Source organism: Pseudomonas sp. D1-1 (genome assembly GCF_051132225.1).
Lineage (GTDB): Bacteria > Pseudomonadota > Gammaproteobacteria > Pseudomonadales > Pseudomonadaceae > Aquipseudomonas.
Genome location: NZ_CP071676.1, coordinates 2816506 through 2833883 on the forward strand (window position 1 = coordinate 2816506; position 17378 = coordinate 2833883).

General features: G+C 62.3%; 16 protein-coding genes. 3 read left to right on the plus strand and 13 right to left on the minus strand.

Annotation, left to right across the window (positions count from 1 at the left end; all coding sequences use genetic code 11):
• The 3 genes from J3P86_RS12710 to J3P86_RS12720 form a co-directional block, all read right to left on the minus strand.
• On the minus strand, window positions 1-657 hold the full coding sequence (locus J3P86_RS12710; protein WP_434697819.1) for a response regulator transcription factor: 657 nt from the start codon (window positions 655-657) through the stop codon (window positions 1-3).
• 51 nt (window positions 658-708) lie between these two features.
• On the minus strand, window positions 709-1074 hold the full coding sequence (locus J3P86_RS12715; protein WP_305494777.1) for a cupin domain-containing protein: 366 nt from the start codon (window positions 1072-1074) through the stop codon (window positions 709-711).
• Between the two features lie 167 nt (window positions 1075-1241).
• Window positions 1242-2540, minus strand: coding sequence for an NAD(P)/FAD-dependent oxidoreductase (locus tag J3P86_RS12720; protein ID WP_434623848.1), 1299 nt, complete (start codon window positions 2538-2540; stop codon window positions 1242-1244).
• A gap of 312 nt (window positions 2541-2852) precedes the next feature.
• Between J3P86_RS12720 and J3P86_RS12725 the strand changes: the two genes are divergently transcribed.
• Both J3P86_RS12725 and J3P86_RS12730 read left to right on the plus strand, forming a co-directional pair.
• On the plus strand, window positions 2853-4022 hold the full coding sequence (locus J3P86_RS12725; protein WP_434623846.1) for a p-hydroxyphenylacetate 3-hydroxylase oxygenase component: 1170 nt from the start codon (window positions 2853-2855) through the stop codon (window positions 4020-4022).
• Window positions 4023-4093: 71 nt separating this feature from the next.
• The gene (locus J3P86_RS12730; protein WP_434700514.1) at window positions 4094-5035 is read left to right on the plus strand and encodes a p-hydroxyphenylacetate 3-hydroxylase reductase component; all 942 of its coding nucleotides are present in this window, start codon (window positions 4094-4096) and stop codon (window positions 5033-5035) included.
• Between the two features lie 40 nt (window positions 5036-5075).
• Here the strand turns inward: J3P86_RS12730 and J3P86_RS12735 are convergent, their stop codons facing one another.
• The 3 genes from J3P86_RS12735 to J3P86_RS12745 form a co-directional block, all read right to left on the minus strand.
• Window positions 5076-5480 carry a cupin domain-containing protein gene (locus J3P86_RS12735; RefSeq protein ID WP_305494770.1) on the minus strand — a complete coding sequence of 135 codons (405 nt, stop codon included), beginning with the start codon at window positions 5478-5480 and terminating at the stop codon, window positions 5076-5078.
• 279 nt (window positions 5481-5759) lie between these two features.
• A complete protein-coding gene (locus J3P86_RS12740; protein WP_305494768.1) occupies window positions 5760-6053 on the minus strand; it encodes a putative quinol monooxygenase in 294 nt (97 codons plus the stop codon).
• 124 nt (window positions 6054-6177) lie between these two features.
• Window positions 6178-7611 (minus strand): PLP-dependent aminotransferase family protein, encoded by a 1434-nt coding sequence (locus tag J3P86_RS12745; RefSeq protein WP_434700515.1) that lies wholly within the window; start codon window positions 7609-7611, stop codon window positions 6178-6180.
• A 163-nt stretch (window positions 7612-7774) separates the two neighbouring features.
• On the opposite strand from J3P86_RS12745, the gene J3P86_RS12750 reads away from it, so the two are divergent.
• Window positions 7775-8215 carry a carboxymuconolactone decarboxylase family protein gene (locus J3P86_RS12750; protein WP_434623838.1) on the plus strand — a complete coding sequence of 147 codons (441 nt, stop codon included), beginning with the start codon at window positions 7775-7777 and terminating at the stop codon, window positions 8213-8215.
• Between the two features lie 207 nt (window positions 8216-8422).
• Here J3P86_RS12750 and J3P86_RS12755 read toward each other — a convergent pair whose 3' ends face one another.
• The 7 genes from J3P86_RS12755 to J3P86_RS12785 form a co-directional block, all read right to left on the minus strand.
• Window positions 8423-10996: a bifunctional diguanylate cyclase/phosphodiesterase gene (locus J3P86_RS12755; RefSeq protein ID WP_434623836.1), complete on the minus strand. Its 2574-nt coding sequence runs from the start codon at window positions 10994-10996 to the stop codon at window positions 8423-8425.
• Window positions 10997-11125: 129 nt separating this feature from the next.
• Entirely contained in the window at window positions 11126-11800 is a 675-nt protein-coding gene (locus J3P86_RS12760) for a DUF2238 domain-containing protein (protein WP_434568558.1), read from the minus strand.
• Window positions 11801-11802: 2 nt separating this feature from the next.
• The gene (locus J3P86_RS12765) at window positions 11803-13602 is read right to left on the minus strand and encodes a thiamine pyrophosphate-requiring protein (protein WP_434700516.1); all 1800 of its coding nucleotides are present in this window, start codon (window positions 13600-13602) and stop codon (window positions 11803-11805) included.
• Window positions 13603-13701: 99 nt separating this feature from the next.
• Window positions 13702-14220 carry an HvfX family Cu-binding RiPP maturation protein gene (locus J3P86_RS12770; protein ID WP_434623833.1) on the minus strand — a complete coding sequence of 173 codons (519 nt, stop codon included), beginning with the start codon at window positions 14218-14220 and terminating at the stop codon, window positions 13702-13704.
• 16 nt (window positions 14221-14236) lie between these two features.
• Window positions 14237-14875, minus strand: coding sequence for a ferric reductase-like transmembrane domain-containing protein (locus tag J3P86_RS12775; protein WP_434623831.1), 639 nt, complete (start codon window positions 14873-14875; stop codon window positions 14237-14239).
• A 338-nt stretch (window positions 14876-15213) separates the two neighbouring features.
• On the minus strand, window positions 15214-16536 hold the full coding sequence (locus J3P86_RS12780) for an ATP-binding protein (protein ID WP_434604862.1): 1323 nt from the start codon (window positions 16534-16536) through the stop codon (window positions 15214-15216).
• Window positions 16533-17273: a response regulator gene (locus J3P86_RS12785; RefSeq protein WP_123344949.1), complete on the minus strand. Its 741-nt coding sequence runs from the start codon at window positions 17271-17273 to the stop codon at window positions 16533-16535. The genes J3P86_RS12780 and J3P86_RS12785 overlap by 4 nt, the downstream gene beginning before the upstream one ends.
• Window positions 17274-17378: the final 105 nt, after the last annotated feature.

Genomic DNA, 17378 nt, shown 5'->3' on the forward strand with positions numbered 1-17378 from the left:
CTACAGGAAAAGGCTGCTGACCAGCTCGGTACGATTGCTTACGCCGGTCTTGCGGAACAGGTTGATCAGGTGGGTCTTGACTGTCGGCAGGCCGATGCCGAGTGCTCGGGCCAGTTGTTTGTTACTGGCGCCCTCGCGCAGCAACAGCGCAATCTGCCGCTCCTTGGGCGTTAGCTGGCTGAGACCGTCGTCCGCGCTGGGCAACTGGGCCACCGCCAGGTGCAGCAACGTTTGCAGCGCGCTGAGCTGGCTCAATTGCTGGCCGGTGAACGCGCCTTGTTCGGCGGTGCGCAGCATTGAAATCGCCGCTTGCGGCTGGCCGGCGCGGTGGACGAACACTTCCACGACATCCACCACGCCATAGCGCTGCAGGAAACGCTGGTAGCAATGATTGTCGCGGACCGGCTGGCGGGCCATGGCCAGGCTCAGCGGGACGACGCTCGGACTGGAGAGACAGTTTCGCGGGCGCAGCGGATCGAACGCGCAGTAATGGTCGAGATAGTCCTGGTGCATCTCGCCACTCATGCCGTGCAAGCTGAAGTCGTAGGCTTGCAAATGCCGGTCTACGCGATAGAACGCCGCCCGGCTGGCGGGAATGAGTTGCGTGAAGGCGTTCAGGCAATGACTTGCGATGTCTTGTGCAGCGATGACATTCATTTTCCAGACTCCGCCAGGAGGCTGCCGACGGGGGCCGGCAGCCGGAATCGGTCAGGCTACCGCGAAGTAGTGTTTCACGAAACTTTCGCTGACCACTTCCCACAGGACGGGCGTGCCCTTGGTCACGAACCAGCTGTCGCCGGCCTTGTAGCGAGTGCTCTGGCCGGTGGCTTCGTCGGTGAGGACCACTTCGCCGGTGACCACGGTGGCCTGTTCGGCGAACGGATAGACCATGCGGAACTTGCCTTGTGTGGTGCCGAAGTAGGCGCTGCTGACCGGGTCGGTGGGCGCACCGAAGGTCATCTTGCCGAAGGCTTTGACTTCGCCTTCGAGAATCTGCGAACCGAGGTCGGCAACGGTGCCCCAGGCGTCCAGGTCGGACAGTTGGATGTTTTTTTCGAGGGTGGTAAGCGGCATGGGATATCTCCTGACGAGTAAAAAGTAACGAAGTGTGGCGAGGGGATTTATCCCCGTTGGGGCGCGCAGCGGCCCTGAAAACTGACATCCGCACTGTGTATATGGCTGCTTCGCAGCCAAGCGGGGATAAATCCCCTCGCCACAGGGTTTGTGTTCAGCGGCTCATCTCAACGGCGCCCATTCCAGTAACCCGACAACTGATGCCAGGACTTGCCGGCGGTCAGCAATAGCGGACGGATCGCGTCCTTGCCGATGATGGTCGGACGGTTGATCGAGCTGACCAGGTCGTAGCGCGCCGAGCCTTCGCTCATGCCTTCGGCCAGCACCTTGCAGATGATGTGGCTCGGCGTGACGCCGAAACCCGAGTAGCCCTGGACGAAAAACGCATTGCTGCGGCCGGGCAGGGTGCCGACCTGGGGGAACAGGTTTGGACTGCAGGCCATGGGGCCGCCCCAGGCCAGGTCGATCTTCACATCCTTCAGGTAAGGGAAAATCTTCAGCATCAGGCGCCGGTTCCACGCCTTCAGATCCTGCGGGATATGCTCGACCAACGGGGTTGCCGCGCCGAACAGCAGGCGGTTCTCGTTGGTGACGCGGTAGTAGTCGATCACCGGCCGGATGTCGCTGTAGGCGCCGCGAATCGGGCTGATGCGCTGGATCAGCTCATCCGACAGTGGCTCGGTCATCATTTGGAACGCGTAGGTGTTGATGGTCGAGCGATGCAGCTCCGGCTCCAGCTTGTTCAGGAAGCTGTCGCAGGCCCACAACAGCTTGCTGGCCCTGACCGAGCCACGGCCGGTGCGCACGGTGATGCGTTCGCCATAACTGACCTCCAGCGCCGGGCTGTTCTCGAAGATCCGCACGCCGTGGCTGACGAGCGCCTTGGCTTCGCCCAACAGCAGGTTCAGCGAGTGCACATGCCCACCGCCCATGTGCAGCAATGCGCTGCCGTACGCGTTGGACCCAATGATCTGCCGGACGTCGGAGCCGCCGAGAAAGCGGATCTCGTGCTTGCTGTTGATCGACTTGAAATCTTTTTCCCAGGCCCGCAGGGTCTTTTCCTGGCGGGCGTTGAAACCCATGTAGCCATAGCCATGGCAGAAGTCCGCATCGATATCGTACTTGGCGATGCGGTCCTTGATGATGTCGGCGCCCAGGTCGCTGATTTCGAAGACCTGGCGCAGACCCTCTTCACCGACGTCCTTCTTGATCTTTTCCAGGTCATGACCAATGCCGGCCATGATCTGGCCGCCGTTGCGTCCGGTGCCGCCGAAGCCCAGGTAACGCGCCTCCAGCACCACGATGTTGGTAATGCCTTTCTCCGCCAGCTCCAACGCGGTGTTGATGCCGGAGAAACCGCCACCGATGACCACAACGTCGGCTTCCACGTCCTGTTCCAGGGTCGCAAAACTGAGGTTGTATTTCTTGGTGGCCGTGTAATAGGTGGGCGTTTCGATATTGATCATGACGCAACCTGACAAAGTGAAGGAAAGCTCCGCTTGCAGGGCCTTAGCCAGGCGCTGCGAGGGATGGCTCTATTAAGGGGCCTGGCGGGGGTGGCTGTCTTGATCATCCGTGCCGGCTATTTGACCGAGCGCGCCATCGCGGTATCGCGCACCATGAAAAGTACAATCTTGGATCTGGAAGGTGCATTTTTCAGCGGCTCCGGTGAACCCATACTGGACCGGCCTTAATCATTGATCCCGTTGTTTGTGCAGCCGCCTGGCCGGCGGGCAAAGGCGGGATCGGCAGACGCCAGATAATAAAAGAGCCCGTCCATGAAAAAGCCAAACCCGCTGCTCGAAGACCTCAAGCCAATCCTGCCGGCCATCGCCGCCAACGCCTTCCAGGCCGAGAAGGACCGTACCGTTCCCGCCGAGAATATTGCCCTGCTCAAGAGCATAGGCATGCACCGGGCCTTCCAGCCGAAAAAATACGGTGGCATGGAGATTTCCTTGCCGCAATTCGCCGATTGCATCGCCCTGCTGGCCGGCGCTTGCGCAAGCACCGCCTGGGCTATGAGCCTGTTGTGCACCCACAGTCATCAGTTGGCATTGTTTCCGGCCCAGACCCAGGAGGAGGTCTGGGGTGACGACCCCGACGCCACCGCCAGCAGCAGCATCGCGCCTTTCGGCCGCACCGAGGAAGTCGAGGGCGGCGTGACGTTCAGCGGCGAAATGGGCTGGAGTAGCGGTTGCGACCACGCCGAATGGGCCATTGTCGGTTTCCGCCGAAAGAATGCCGAAGGCACCCAGGATTATTGCTTTGCGGTGTTGCCTCGTCGCGATTATGAGATCCGCGATGACTGGTACGCGGTCGGCATGCGCGGCAGCGGCAGCAAGACCCTTATCATCAATAACGCCTTTGTGCCGGAACACCGGATCCAGAAAGCCAAGGACATGATGGAAGGCAAGTCCGGCGGCTTTGGCCTGTACCCCGACAGCAAGATTTTCTATGCGCCGTATCGTCCGTATTTCGCCAGCGGCTTTTCCACCGTCAGCCTGGGCGTCGCCGAACGCATGCTGGAGGTCTTTCGCGAGAAGACCCGGACCCGCGTGCGGGCCTACACCGGTGCCGCGGTCGGCGCCGCCACGCCAGCGCTGATGCGCCTGGCCGAGTCCACCCACCAAGTGGCCGCGGCTCGGGCTTTTCTCGAAAAAACCTGGGAAGACCACGCCGAGCACAGCGAGCGGCATCAATACCCGAGCCGCGAGACCCTGGCGTTCTGGCGGACCAATCAGGGTTATGCGACCAAGATGTGCATCCAGGCGGTGGACCGCCTGATGGAAGCCGCGGGCGGCGGCGCGTGGTTCGAAACCAATGAACTGCAACGGCTGTTTCGCGATGCGCACCTGACCGGCGCCCATGCCTACACCGACTATGACGTCTGTGCGCAGATCCTGGGCCGGGAATTGATGGGCCTGGAGCCCGATCCCAGCATGGTTTGATCGTCTGCCCGGCAAACCCGGTTCCAATAACAACAATCGAGGCCGTCGACTGAGGCGGCCGGGAGTCTTGCATGTCCGATATCTGTGAAACTGCTTTCGACACCCGCGCGTACCGCCGGGCCCTGGGCAACTTTGCCACCGGCGTGACCGTGGTCACCGCCGCGACCGAGGATGGGCGCAAGGTCGGCGTGACAGCCAACAGCTTCAATTCGGTATCCCTCGACCCGCCGCTGATTCTCTGGAGCATCGACAAGCGTTCCAGCAGCCACGGTGTATTCGAAGCCGCGAGCCATTTCGCCGTCAACGTGCTGGCCGCCGACCAGATCGACCTGTCGAACAACTTCGCCCGGCCCAAGGATGATCGCTTCGCCGAAATCCAGTTCGAGGCCGGCGAAGGGGGCGCGCCGGTGTTCGTCGATTGCTCGGCGCGTTTCCATTGCGAGAAGTTCCAGCAGGTCGATGGCGGTGATCATTGGATCATGATCGGCAAAGTCGTCGCGTTCGATGATTTCGGGCGCTCGCCGTTGCTCTACCATCAGGGCGCCTATTCGATGGTCCTGCCGCATACGCGCATGACCCAGCACGGCGAAGGCCAGCCGCCGAGCAGTCATTTCCAGGGTCGCTTGAGCCATAACCTGTATTACCTGATGACCCAGGCGCTGCGGGCCTACCAGGCCAGTTACCAGCCGCGCCAGTTGTCCACCGGACTGCGCACCAGCGAGGCGCGGATGTTGATGGTGCTGGAGAACGACGCCGGCCTGAACATGGCCGATCTGCAGCGCGAAGTCGCGATGCCGGTGCGTGAGATCGAAGAAGCGGTGGCCAATTTGCGGCGCAAGGGGCTGGTTACCGATGAAGGCGATCGGGTGCGCCTTACCGTCAAGGGCATCGATGAAACCGAAGGCCTCTGGGCAATTGCCAAGGAGCAGCAGGACAAGGTGTTCGGCCAGTTCAGCGATGAGCAACTCGAGAGTTTCAAGACGGTGCTCAAGGGCATCATCAAGGGCGCCTGAGCTGCACCGGGCCAAAAGCCCGGCACAGTCGCGGCGGTGGTCAGTCTTTCAACGGGATCAGCACCGCTTCGTCCTTGCCCATCACCATGAATACCAACAGCTTCGCCGGTTGGGTGGCGCTGGCGTTCTTCGACACCAGGTGCTCGGAGCCGGCGGCTTCGTACCAGAACTCACCGGCCTTGTAGGTGATCGCCGGTTCGCCCTTGACCTGAGAGGTAATGGCGCCCTCAAGCACATAGGCCATGGCCGTGCCGTCATGCTTGTGGGCGATGGAAGACTGGCCCGGCGCATAGTCGACGGTCAGCATCATGGCTTTTTTGTCGGGCAGGTTTTTCAGCAGTTTCTCTTGCAGCACCTGGATTTTTTCCGAAGGCGCGGTTTCATGAGCGTAGAGCGGAGCGACGGGAAGCAGGCCAAGGGCAGCGATCAAGTAGAGGGTTTTCATCGAGGCGGGTCCTTTGTGGTGGGAGTGGCTTCGCGCTGTGGCGATGGCTCCACCCTAAGCCCCGAGGCGCTGTGGAAAAACGTCCAATCTTTCGGAAGACAGGTAGACCAATGAGTGCCTCACGCGGAGGGCCCCCTGTGGCGAGGGAGCTTGCTCCCGCTGGACTGCGAAGCAGGCCCAGGTTTTTGGCACAATGCGAAAAGCTGGGGGCCGCTGCGCGACCCAGCGGGAGCAAGCTCCCTCGCCACGAAAGCTTTCAGTGCCACAAGGAGAAGGGATTCACACCAGCGGAAAACTGTTGAAGTCGACGCTGCGAGCCAGGCGGCTTTCGATCAGGCTGATGAACCCCTGGACTTCGGGACAATTGAAATGGGCCTGCATGGCCGCCTCCGATTGCCAGCGGGCGCTGACGTTCCAGCGGTCGTTGTGCTCCGGGCAACGATCGACCATGTAAGCATCGCAGCCTGGCAAGGCGCGCAGGGTTTCGACGATTTGCTGCAACTGCCGGCCGAGTTCTTCCGAGCGTCCGGCGGCGGCTTGCACCTGTACGGTGTTGATCACTTGGCGAGACATTGTCCTGGCTCCTGAATCAAGTCGAACGGGAGTGCTTCCGATACGTGATGACACCCAAGCAGAATAGGCCTGCCGGCACCCGGCTAAAACAGCCAATGGGCGGATAAATCCCCAGTCCAATCGATCAGGCGACCTGCTGGAGAATGTCGCGCAAACGGTCGAGGGCGACGTCGATGTCGAGCAGTTCGATGGCGCCAAAGCCTAGCATCAGGCCGGAGCGTACCGGTGCGGCATGAAAAAAACCGTCGAGGCTGTAGAGCCCGACCTCGGCTTTTTTCGCCAGCTCGATCACCAGCGGCAGGTCGATTGGAACCTTGCACAACACGGCCATATGGAAACCCGCGGTGGTCGGCACGGCCTCGAACCAAGGCGCCAGATCGGCGCCCATGCGGGCCAGGATTCGCTCGCGCCGGCCTGCGTACAGGGCGTGGCAACGGCGGATGTGCTTGAGCAGGCAGCCCTCGGCAATGAATTTGGCCAGCGCCCATTGGGGCAGGGTGGAGGTGTGCTGGTCGGTGAGGCGCTTGGCGAGGATCACCGCTTCGAGGATCGCCGGTGGCAGGATTGCATAACCGAGCCGAAGCTCCGGCAACAAGGTCTTGGAGAACGTCCCGACGTAGGCGACGATCCCGCGCTCATCCATGCTTTGCAGCGAGTCGGTGGGCCGGCCTTCATAGCGAAATTCACTGTCGTAGTCGTCTTCGATGATGATCGCCCCCAGTTCATAGGCCCGCGACAGCAAGGCCTCGCGCCGGGGCTGGCTCATGGGCATGCCCAGGGGGAACTGGTGGGAGGGTGTCACGTAGATCAGCCGTGTGCCGTCGGGAATCAAGTCCACGCGCATGCCTTGCTCATCCACCGGCACCCCGGCCACCGTCGCACCATGGGAACCAAACAGCAGGCGTGCCGGCGGGTACCCGGGATCCTCCATGGCCACCAGGCTGCCGGGGCGGGTCAGCACCCGTGAAATCAGATCCAGCGCCTGCTGCGCGCCGTTGCACACCACCACGTCCTCGTCCTGGCAGTTGACCCCACGAGAGAATGCGATATGCCGGGCGATGGCATTGCGCAGCGCCGCCAACCCTTCGGGCTGGCTGTAGAAACCCTTGGCGTTGGCGATCTGGCGCAAGGCATGGGCCGTACACCGGCGCCAGTCATCCAGGGGAAACTGGCCCTTGCCGGTAGCGCCGCCGATGAAGTCATAGCGCAACGCACTTTCGGGGTGCGGGTGACGCAGCAGGTCCGGCATGTTGCGCCAGGTCTCGACGACGTCCGCCCCGGCGAGCTCGCGGTGGCTTTGCTTGCGCACGATGTTGGCCGGTCGGGCGTTGACATAGGTGCCCTTGCCAATGACGCCGGTGAGGAAGTTTTCGTAGGTCAGCTGGGCGTAGGTGTCGGAGACCGTCTTGCGCGAGATGCAAAGTTGCTCGGCCAGCAGACGGCTGGGCGGCAGCTGCGTGCCGGCCGCCAGGCGACCACCTTCGATGGCGCTGCGAAGTTGTCGGTACAACTGGCCCGTCAGGTCCTTGCGGCCGTTGATGACGACATGAAGTTCCATACCCGCGGGCTCCTGGGTGATCGTTTGCGGCAAGGGGAAAACGCGAGATTACTCGCAATGCGCTGTGGCGGAGAAGTTGCGTGGGCGTTTTTCGGCGGATTGGACCTGTCACACGCGGCCTCGACGACCTACCGTGGATTCATCGATCACTACGGAGCCCGCCATGAGCCCGCGTCTGGATTACTACAGTGCGTCCCCCGCGGCGATGAGAGCCATGATTGGCCTGGAGGCGCTGACCAGCCGGCTGAGTATAGAACCGGCGCTATTGCAACTGATCAGGATCCGCGCCTCGCAGCTCAACGGCTGCGCGTTCTGTACCGACATGCACTCGGTGGATGCCCGTCGCCAGGGCGAGACCGAGCGGCGCCTCTACGCGGTGGCGGTGTGGCGCGACAGCGGGTTTTTCAACCCGCGCGAACGAGCTGGCCTGGCCTGGACCGAAGCCGTCACGCTGCTGGCCGAAAGCCAAGTGCCAGACGACGTCTACGCCCTGGCCCGCGCCAGTTTCAGCGAAGGAGAATTGGTGGACCTGACCCTCGCGATCAGCACCATCAACAGCTGGAACCGCCTCGCGGTGAGCTTTCGCCAGAGCCCCGGGGGTTAAACGGCTATTCATGCGACGGCCGTCAGACCGCCTTCGCGAGCAGGCTCGCTCCCACCCTTGATCACCGGTATTCATTGCATCTGCATACGCAACAAAGCCCCCTGTGGGAGCGAGCCTGCTCGCGAAAGCGCTGGGTCAGTTTGCATCAGTCGTGAATGTGCCGCCGTCTTCGCGAGCAGGCTCGCTCCCACACAGGCATTCCCAATGCTACAGCCAGCGAGGCGTGGTAAAGAATGAGGCCATTTCCGAGCGGGCCAGGGCTGCGCCGAAATACGGGCCTTGCACATGATCGCAAGCCACGCTGCGCAATTGGCTGAACTGCACGGCGTTCTCGATACCTTCGGCCGTCACCATCAACCCGACGCTGCGACTCAACCGAATCATCGCCAGCACGCCTTCCTGGTCATGTTCCAGGCCCAGTTGCGCCAGGATATTACGATCGAAGCGGATGCCGTCGAATGGCTGGTCAAGCACTTCCCGGAGGGACGCTATGTTGGTGCCGAACTTGTCGATATTGATCCGCACGCCCAGCGCCTTCAAGGCATGAAGGGTCCTGGCGAGCGTCTTATGGTCAGTCAGCAGGACGCCTTCGGCCACTTCCAGAGTCAACCGTTGGGCGGGCAGGCCGCTTGTTTCCAGAGCCTTGTGCACCTGATTGAACAGGAAACTGCTGCTGAACCAGCGAGGCGAAACGGCGATGGACACGTTGAGCGGGGTGGGCCAGCTCATCGCCTCGTCACAGGCGTTGATCAGCATCCAGCTGCCCAGGTCCTCCAGTTGGCCGGATGCTTCGGCGACCGGGATGAAGTCGATCCCGCCCAGCTCACCGCGCTCAGGATGGTGCCAGAAGGCCTGGGCTTCAAAACCATACAGCTGCTCGGCGCCCACATCGAAACGGGGCAGGTAACGCAATTCGAGCTGGCCCTGCTGCATCGCATCGCGCAGCTGCTGCTCATAGCGTCGACGGTCGCGGGCCACATTGCCCATGGCCTCTTCGTATACGCGCCAGGTATTGCGTCCCGCGGCCTTGGCCGCGTACAGGGCGATGTCGGCCTGGCGCAACAGCTCTTCGGCACGCTGCTCAGCGGGCTGCGACCAGGCAACCCCGATACTCACGCCCAGGTACAGCGTATTGCCGTCCAGGTGCATGGGCCGTTGCATGCATTCGATCAGGCGCGAGCACAATTGGTCGAGATCACCAGCGCCGCCCGGGTTCGGCAGGATGATGACGAATTCATCGCCACCCAGGCGCGCCACCAGGTCGCTGCCGCGCACGTTCTGTTGCAGGATATGGGCAACTTCCTTCAGCACCTTGTCGCCGACGGCATGGCCCAGGGAGTCGTTGACCGGTTTGAACCGGTCCATGTCCAGGTTCAGTATCGCCAGTGGCGTATCTCGCGCCTGGTCGAGGTGTTGGCTGAGGCAATCGAACAGGCGGTTGCGGTTGGCCAGCCCGGTCAGCGGATCGTGCAGCGACAGGTGCTTGATCTGCGCCAGCGCCCGCAACTCTTCGGTAATGTCGGTGGCGGTGCCACGAAAACCCAGGGCGCCGGCTTCAATGGCCCGTACCGAGAGTTTGCAGGTGCGTATGCGCTGGTTGCGCGCGGTGTATTCGCAAAGGAGCGGCGCAGAGGAGGCGCTGTTGGCACCGGCGAGCAGCCAATGGGAAATCGAGATCGATCCGCTGTGTGGATGCAACAGTCGGTGCAACGGCTTGCCCAGCCACTCGCTGGGGTTGAAGCCCGTGACCTGTTCGAAGCGTTCCGACAGATAGGTCAATGTTCCGTTCGAGTCGACCTCCCACAGCCAGTCGGACGAGACCTCGGCGATGTCCCGGAAGCGCTCCTCGCTGCGCTCCAACGCCTTGCGGTGTGCGAGGAGGCTGGCGTACTGCTGCTCCTGGGCGCGGAGCATGATCAGCGCATGACGCAACACCGCCAGGGCCATGACGGCAAGAAACAGCAATGCGAGCGCGAGCAAGGGCAGCAGCACTTTGCGCAGGTCCTTGCCGGGGGTCGCCGGGCGCCAGGCCAAAGCTTCGCGGGTCAGGTCGTTGAGCAAGACTTGGGCGGTGTCCTTGGGACCTGGCGTGCGGGCAATATGCGCGTCGGGCAGGGCGAAGTCCCGGGACAGGCTTTGCAGCGCGCCACGATCCAGGACTTTGACAAATAACAGCAGGCTGGGCGGCCCCGGAATTTCGGCCACGCTGTTGTCCGTGCCGGTGGTAATCGCCGAGACGGCGACGAAGGCGGGCGCGTCCTCGTGATGCAACAGCTCGACGATCACTTCATCGCGGTTTTCCGCCGCCCTGGCCTTGCTGGCGAGTGCGCGCAGGTCACCTGTCAACCACGTGTCGGCCGCCACTTGGCTCATCTCGCCATCGATGACCGAATAAACCGTCTTGCCGGCTGGAGAAATGACGAACACGGCCTGGTAGCCATAGAGTGAAAACACGCTGCTGCCGACATTTTCCTGGTCGTAGGCCCAGTCTTTGTCGACCTTTACGTGCAGATGGCGATAAGCGTCGCTCCATTTGGAGTAGTCGCTCAGATCACGACCGATGCCCGTGCGCATGCCTTCGATGGCCCGCTGGGCAAAAAACACGCTTTGTTCTCGGGCTTGCTCGTCCTGGGTCTGGGTAACGTTGAGCAGCACCGCGATGGCCAAAGCGGACATGATGAACAGCAACAGCATGATGGCCGGGAAAGTGCGGCGGGTGAAACTTCGGGTTGGCCGCTCGCCGGAAATCACGGAGGAGCCATTGCCAGCATCTTCAATCATAAAAACAAGCCATCAGCTGAACGCGAGAATACCCCGCACTGGCTTTGTATCGGCTGAATGCCTGATTAACTTAATAAAAGTGAAAAAATGCTGACCAGTTGCACCATTTTTTCCGAGGACCGGTCCCGTTCACGTGCTGGCTTTCTTGCGCAGTGCCCATTCCAGGGCAAAGTCCCGTTGCTGGAAATAGTTGACCGCGGCGGCGGCCACCAACGTCAAGCACGCGGCCAAGCCCGCCAGCGCCATGTCCTTTTGCGAGTCCCACGGGTCCTGTTGCGCGCCGACGAAGGCCTTGGCGGTATCGCCGCCCATATAGGCGCCGCCGATCCATTCGATCAGCTCATAGATGGCCGATGACGACAGGATCAGGTTCCACGCCAGAAAATAACCCGCGAAACCACGGGCCGGGATTACCCGCAGCAGCGCCTCGCGTACCGGATAGGCCAGCAGCAGGCCATAGCTGAAGTGCACCAGGCGATCGAACTGGTTGCGTTGGAAACCCAGGAGCTGGTCCAGCGGCTGGCCACCGGTCAGGGCTTGCCACCACTGGTTGTAGGGGACTTTTGCGTAGGTGTAGTGGGCGCCGACCTCATGGATGCAGAGGAATACGAACACCAGCGTCGCCGACAGACGCGAGAAGCTGAACCGCCGATGGACCGCCACCAGGACGATCAGCAGCGCAAACACCAGCAGATTTTCCGCCAGCCAGTCGCTGCGCTTGACCGGCGCGATAGCCAGCCCCGTCCATAGGGCGATAAAACTTCCCAGCAGGATCAGCTCGTAACGGCTTGCTCGGATCGGCATGCTTACTCTTTATCCTTGCGCTGGCCGGGCAGCAGTGCGCCCAGCACCTGTTTGGCGGTCTCGACCACGATGCCCCGTTCGTTCGGGTCGCCCTGGAGCAGGGTCGAGGCAAATTTTTTCGCCTGTTCCAGCTTGATATGTGGCGGCAGCGGCGGCACGTCGGGATCGGTGCGGAACTCGATCAGCACCGGGCGTTCGGCGGCAAGTGCCTGTTCCCAGGCGCTGGCCACGTCGCTTTCCTGATCGACGAGGATGCCCTTGAGGCCAATGGATTCGGCGAACAGGTGGTAGGGCACGTCAGGAATGTTCTGCGAGGCCTCGAATTTCGGATCGCCCTCCATGACCCGCTGTTCCCAGGTCACCTGGTTCAAATCCTGATTATTGAAGACCGCGCAGATCCAGGTGCTGTCCGTCCAGCTGCGCCAATACTTGGCGACGGTAATCAGCTCGGCCATGTTGTTCATCTGCATGGCACCGTCGCCCACCAGGGCGATGACCGGCCGATCCGGATGGCAGAACTTGGCCGCAATGGCGTAGGGCACGGCGGCGCCCATGGAGGCGAGGCCACCGGACAGCGAACACAGCATGCCCCGACGGATCTGCAGGTCCCGGGCATACCAGTTGGCGCAGGAGCCGGAATCACAGGTGATGATGGCGCGGTCCGGCAACCGTGGCGACAGTTCGAACGTGACCCGTTGCGGATTGATCGGCTTGGTCGAGACCAGCGCGCGTTTTTCCAGGGTCTTGTCCCAGTCCGCACGCCAGTGTTCGATTTTCTTGCGCCAGGCGCGGTCGGTCTTTTCTTCGATCAGCGGCAACAAGGCTCGCAGGGTGTCGGCGCTGTCACCCTGCAGGTTGACTTCCATGGGGTAGCGCAGGCTGAGCATGTCGGGCTGCAGGTCGATCTGCACGCCACGCGCATGGCCCTCTCGGGGCAGAAACTCGGCATAGGGGAAGCCGGACCCGATCATCAGCAGCGTGTCGCAACCGGCCATGAGGTTGTCACTGGGTTCGGTGCCCAACAGGCCGATGGCGCCGGTGACCCACGGCAACTCGTCGGGCACCGCGGCTTTGCCGAGCAAGGCCTTGGCGACGCCGGCACCGAGCTTGTCAGCGATGGCAATCACTTCATCCGTGGCGTGCAGCGCCCCGGCGCCCACCAGGATGGCGACCTTCTTGCCAGCGTTGAGGACTTCGGCGGCCCGCTGCAGGTCTTCCTCGTAAGGCACGACCTTGGGTTTGCGATAACCGACGCCAGAATGCAACGTGCCGTGCTTATGGGGCGGCGCCGTGTAATCCAGGTCTTGCAAGTCGTTGGGCAGGATCAGCGCGGTGACCCGGCGCTCGCCCACCGCCGTGCGCACGGCGCGGTCGAGCAGATGGCGCACCTGCGCCGGTGCGCTGGCCTGCTGGACGAACGCGCCGGCTACATCCTTGAACAGGCTGACCAGGTCGAGTTCCTGCTGGTAATGGCCGCCAAGCGCATTTCGCGCTTGTTGGCCGCAGATGGCCAGGACCGGCATATGGTCCATTCGCGCGTCATACAGGCCGGTGATCAGGTGCGACGCCCCTGGCCCCGAAGTGGCGATACAGACCCCCAGCTCGCCGGTGAACTTGGCATGGGCGCAGGCCATGAACGCGGCCATTTCCTCGTGACGCGCCTGAATGAACTGGATCTTGCCCTTGGCCCGGTTCAAGGCGCCAAACACGCCGTTGATGCCATCGCCCGGGTAGCCGTAGATACGGCGAACCCCCCACTCGTAAAGGCGCTCAACCAGAAAATCGCCGACGGTCATGCTCATGTCTGTTCCTCGTCCTGATGGGCTGTCGTGTCGGGCTGCGACCCTGGGCAGCGGTACGCAGCGCCGTGGCTCATACAGGACTGGACCGACGCAAGCCGCTCAAGGTTTCGATTTTTTTACCGATTGCAGCGTCTTCAGCAAGGCATCCACACTCATTTTCCCGGCGCCCTGCAACAGCAACGGCAGCAGCGCCACCAGGTAAATCAATGGCAGCTTGAAGTTGCCAAAGCCTTTGTTGGTGATGGCGTATCCCTGGGCCAGTTCGCTCAGGCTCGACCAATCCGCCGGCCAGTGCACGGCCGCCGTCGCGACCACCGTGACGATCATCAGCACCAGCGCCGAAACACGTGTGCCCAGGCCCACCAGCAGGGCGATGGCGCAGATCAGCTCCGCCCACATCGACAGTTCCCAGTTCCAACTGGCCGGCACATGGTTGAAAGGGAACGGGAAGGCCGCCTGGATTTCCGCGAACCAGTTCTGGCCGTGCCATTTTTCCAGGCCCGACTCGAAGAACTCCCAGGCCAGGAACAGGCGCAGCCCCAGCGGTGCGAGCCATGAGCCGGCGTGGTCGAGGTTAAGGTGCAGGCCGTTCAAGGCTTTCGAAAAAGACGCGTACATGTTTGATCTCCCTTACTCAGGCCGCACGTTGCAGGGCGTGGCGCTTGTTGGCCTGGGCGAGCTTGCCCACCAGGCGGACCGCCGTGGCGGCGCAGATCAGGCCGAAGGGCAGCACGTACCAGGCGCTCATCGGAATGCGCTTGAAGTTGGAGTAGGCAAAGATCGCCGCCAACACCCACATGCCGGTGGTGTGCAGGCGTTTCCAGGCGGTGGCGCCGATCAGCCGCGTGGTGCTTTTGAACGAGGTCAGGGCCAGCAGCAGGATGAACACATAACCCACACTGCCGGGCAGATTGCCGACGGTCGTGCGGCCGGGCCAGAACTCGGTGTTGAGCTGGCCGTACCAATAGATCAACACCGCGTGCACCAGGTGCGAAAAGGCAAAGGCCAAGCCGATGAAGCGCCGTTCGCGCACCAGGGATTTGCTCAAGGGCGAGGGCACCAGCACGGCGAATGCCGAAGCGGTGAAGGCCAGCAGGAACAGGGCAAAGGATGACCGGGCGGTGGCGCGAATGGCGCTGCGAACGCCTTCGGTGAGGTCCGGGTTGAGTGCCAGGATCAGCGCGGTCATCAACAGCACCAGGGCGGCGATCAGGCTGAACAGCGACCAGCCCTGGAAACGGAAAGCAGGTGGCGTTGCGGTGGTGGCAGGCATGGGTAGGCTCCTTGGATTCATGGCCCGGCCGTCAGGGTGGCCGGGGACACAAGGAGTCTTTCAAGCGGGTGTAAGCGGGGTGTGTCTGGAATGACGCTGGTGTGCAAGTTTGTGTATGTCATCTGCCCGCTGACACACTGATATACAAACTTCGACACCGAACCCTGTGGGAGCGAGCTTGCTCGCGATAGCGTCAGGTCAGTTGAACAGAAATCGTCTGACACGCCGCTATCGCGAGCAAGCTCGCTCCCACAGGGTAATGCTGTTCAGTTAAGGCAACTCGCCACAGATCATCATCTTTCTCATGTGAACAGCATTAGATTCAACAGGGCGCTTGATCAGCTTCCGGATGGGGTATTGCAAGCCAACCGCAACTCGGCACACAACCCGCCGCCATCGCGATTGCTCAAGGTCAGCGAGCCGCCCATGGCACTCGCCAATTGTTGGGCAATGGCCAGTCCCAGGCCCGTGCCGCCGGTTTCCCGATTGCGCGAGCTCTCCACCCGGTAGAACGGCTTGAGCACTTCGGCCAGTTCTGCCTCGCTGATGCCGGGCCCGCGATCCAGCACCTGGATCGCCAGTTGCCCATGGGTGGCAGGCTGGACCTGGATCTGCGCCGCGCCGCCGAATTTCAGCGCGTTGTCCACCAGATTGACCAACACCCGCCGCAGCGCATGGGGACGGGTGTCGATTACGGCGGCGTTCTTGCCCGACAACTGTACGTCCTGGCCGGTGTCCTGGTAGTCGAACACCAAACTGTCGAGAAACGCATCCAGGCTGATCCGGCAACTGGCCTCGGTGGCGCCATGGATGCTGCGAGCGTAGGCCACGCCCTCACGCACGAGGTGTTCCATCTCGCTCAGATCGCTGCACAGTTTGTCCTTTTCGATGCCGTCGTCCATGAATTCGGCGCGCAGTTTCATGCGGGTGATGGGCGTCTGCAAGTCATGGGAAATCGCCGCCAGCAGTTGCATGCGCTCCTTGAGGTAGGCGGCAATGCGGTCCTGCATGGCATTGAACGCCTTTGCCGCGTGTACCACTTCGGTCGGGCCTTTTTCGTCCAGGCGCACGCCGTGGGCGTTGGGGTCGAGGGTTTCCACGGCCTGGGCCAGCCGGGTCAGCGGGCTGACGGCGATGCGCACGGCCAGCCACGTGCAGCCGATCAACAGCGCCAGTTGCCCGAGCAGCACCGCGGGCAGCCAGGGCGAAAGCGGTGCCATGGCCGGACGCACATCGATGGTCAGCGGGTTGCCGTCTTTCAGGCGCAGGTGCGCCTGGTAATGCATCTTCGGGCCTGGGATCTGGTTATAGGTCAGCGCATAGGCTTCGCCCAGGGCCTGCTGGATCGAACTGACCGATATCGGTGCGTTGTCGGGCAACATCGGCATGCCAGGTTCGCCTTCGTCGAGCACGTAGCCATAGTTGCGCCGGGCCAGTTTCGGCAGCCAGGCCTCACGCTCGGCGGCCGGCAGGCGATCGAGGATGGCGACGGACGTCGAGACGTCGGTCTCGAGGTTGCCGAGCATGGTGTTCTTCGCGCTCTCGTAGCGTTCGTAATACTGGACGCCAAACGACAGGCCTTGGGCCAGGACCAGGCCGATCAGGAAGATCAACGACAAGCGCGAGGCGAGGGTACGAGGCCAGCGCAGCGACAGCTTCATACCGACGCCTCGAGGATCTCCACCGGCAGCGAGAACACGTAGCCTTCGCTGCGTACGGTCTTGATGTAGGCCGGCTCACGGGCATCATCCAGCAGGCGCTGGCGCAGGCGGCTGACCAACAGATCGATGGAGCGATCGAACAGATCGGCGTCACGGCCTTGGGTCAGGTTCAGCAACTGGTCGCGGTTGAGCACGCGCTGCGGATGATCGAGGAACACCCGCAACAGACGGTACTCCGCGCCGCTCAGGGCAACCATGGTGCCGTCGCTGTCCAGCAGGTGGCGGGCGGTGGTGTCCAGCCGCCAGCGACCGAACGCCAGCAGGCGTCCGCTCTCGGTGACCACCAGATTGGGCGGCAACATCCGGGTGCGGCGCAGCACGGCGTTGATTCGGGCGAGCAGCTCGCGAGCGGCGAAAGGCTTGACCAGATAGTCGTCGGCGCCCATTTCCAGGCCGATGATGCGGTCGGTTTCGTCGTTGCGGGCGGTGAGCATCAGCACCGGCGTCGCCTTGTGCTTGCCGGCGCGCAGTTCCCGACACAACACCAGGCCATCATCGCCGGGCATCATGATATCCAGCACGATCAGGTCCACCGGGGTGGTTTCCAGGAAGGCCCGCATCTGCCGGCCATCGGCGACCACGGTGGTGCGCAGGCCGTTCTTTTTCAGGTAGTTGCCCACCAGCTCTCGAATCTCGCGATCGTCATCGACGATCAACACATGATCGACATGATCCATGCTGTTCTGCCCCTTGGCGTTTTGTTGTTGGCCAGTCTACAGGCACCAGCCGGCCTGGCCCGCGACGGTTTGTATTGCAGTGTATCTGGCGCGCGGCGGATACAC

Excerpts from the sequence above, each read along its gene's own strand:
- J3P86_RS12710 (WP_434697819.1), bottom strand. The coding sequence starts at position 657 with ATGAATGTCATCGCTGCACAAGACATCGCAAGTCATTGCCTGAACGCC.
- J3P86_RS12715 (WP_305494777.1), bottom strand. The coding sequence starts at position 1,074 with ATGCCGCTTACCACCCTCGAAAAAAACATCCAACTGTCCGACCTGGAC.
- J3P86_RS12720 (WP_434623848.1), bottom strand. The coding sequence starts at position 2,540 with ATGATCAATATCGAAACGCCCACCTATTACACGGCCACCAAGAAATAC.
- J3P86_RS12725 (WP_434623846.1), top strand. The coding sequence starts at position 2,853 with ATGAAAAAGCCAAACCCGCTGCTCGAAGACCTCAAGCCAATCCTGCCG.
- J3P86_RS12730 (WP_434700514.1), top strand. The coding sequence starts at position 4,094 with ATGTCCGATATCTGTGAAACTGCTTTCGACACCCGCGCGTACCGCCGG.
- J3P86_RS12735 (WP_305494770.1), bottom strand. The coding sequence starts at position 5,480 with ATGAAAACCCTCTACTTGATCGCTGCCCTTGGCCTGCTTCCCGTCGCT.
- J3P86_RS12740 (WP_305494768.1), bottom strand. The coding sequence starts at position 6,053 with ATGTCTCGCCAAGTGATCAACACCGTACAGGTGCAAGCCGCCGCCGGA.
- J3P86_RS12745 (WP_434700515.1), bottom strand. The coding sequence starts at position 7,611 with ATGGAACTTCATGTCGTCATCAACGGCCGCAAGGACCTGACGGGCCAG.
- J3P86_RS12750 (WP_434623838.1), top strand. The coding sequence starts at position 7,775 with ATGAGCCCGCGTCTGGATTACTACAGTGCGTCCCCCGCGGCGATGAGA.
- J3P86_RS12755 (WP_434623836.1), bottom strand. The coding sequence starts at position 10,996 with ATGATTGAAGATGCTGGCAATGGCTCCTCCGTGATTTCCGGCGAGCGG.
- J3P86_RS12760 (WP_434568558.1), bottom strand. The coding sequence starts at position 11,800 with ATGCCGATCCGAGCAAGCCGTTACGAGCTGATCCTGCTGGGAAGTTTT.
- J3P86_RS12765 (WP_434700516.1), bottom strand. The coding sequence starts at position 13,602 with ATGAGCATGACCGTCGGCGATTTTCTGGTTGAGCGCCTTTACGAGTGG.
- J3P86_RS12770 (WP_434623833.1), bottom strand. The coding sequence starts at position 14,220 with ATGTACGCGTCTTTTTCGAAAGCCTTGAACGGCCTGCACCTTAACCTC.
- J3P86_RS12775 (WP_434623831.1), bottom strand. The coding sequence starts at position 14,875 with ATGCCTGCCACCACCGCAACGCCACCTGCTTTCCGTTTCCAGGGCTGG.
- J3P86_RS12780 (WP_434604862.1), bottom strand. The coding sequence starts at position 16,536 with ATGAAGCTGTCGCTGCGCTGGCCTCGTACCCTCGCCTCGCGCTTGTCG.
- J3P86_RS12785 (WP_123344949.1), bottom strand. The coding sequence starts at position 17,273 with ATGGATCATGTCGATCATGTGTTGATCGTCGATGACGATCGCGAGATT.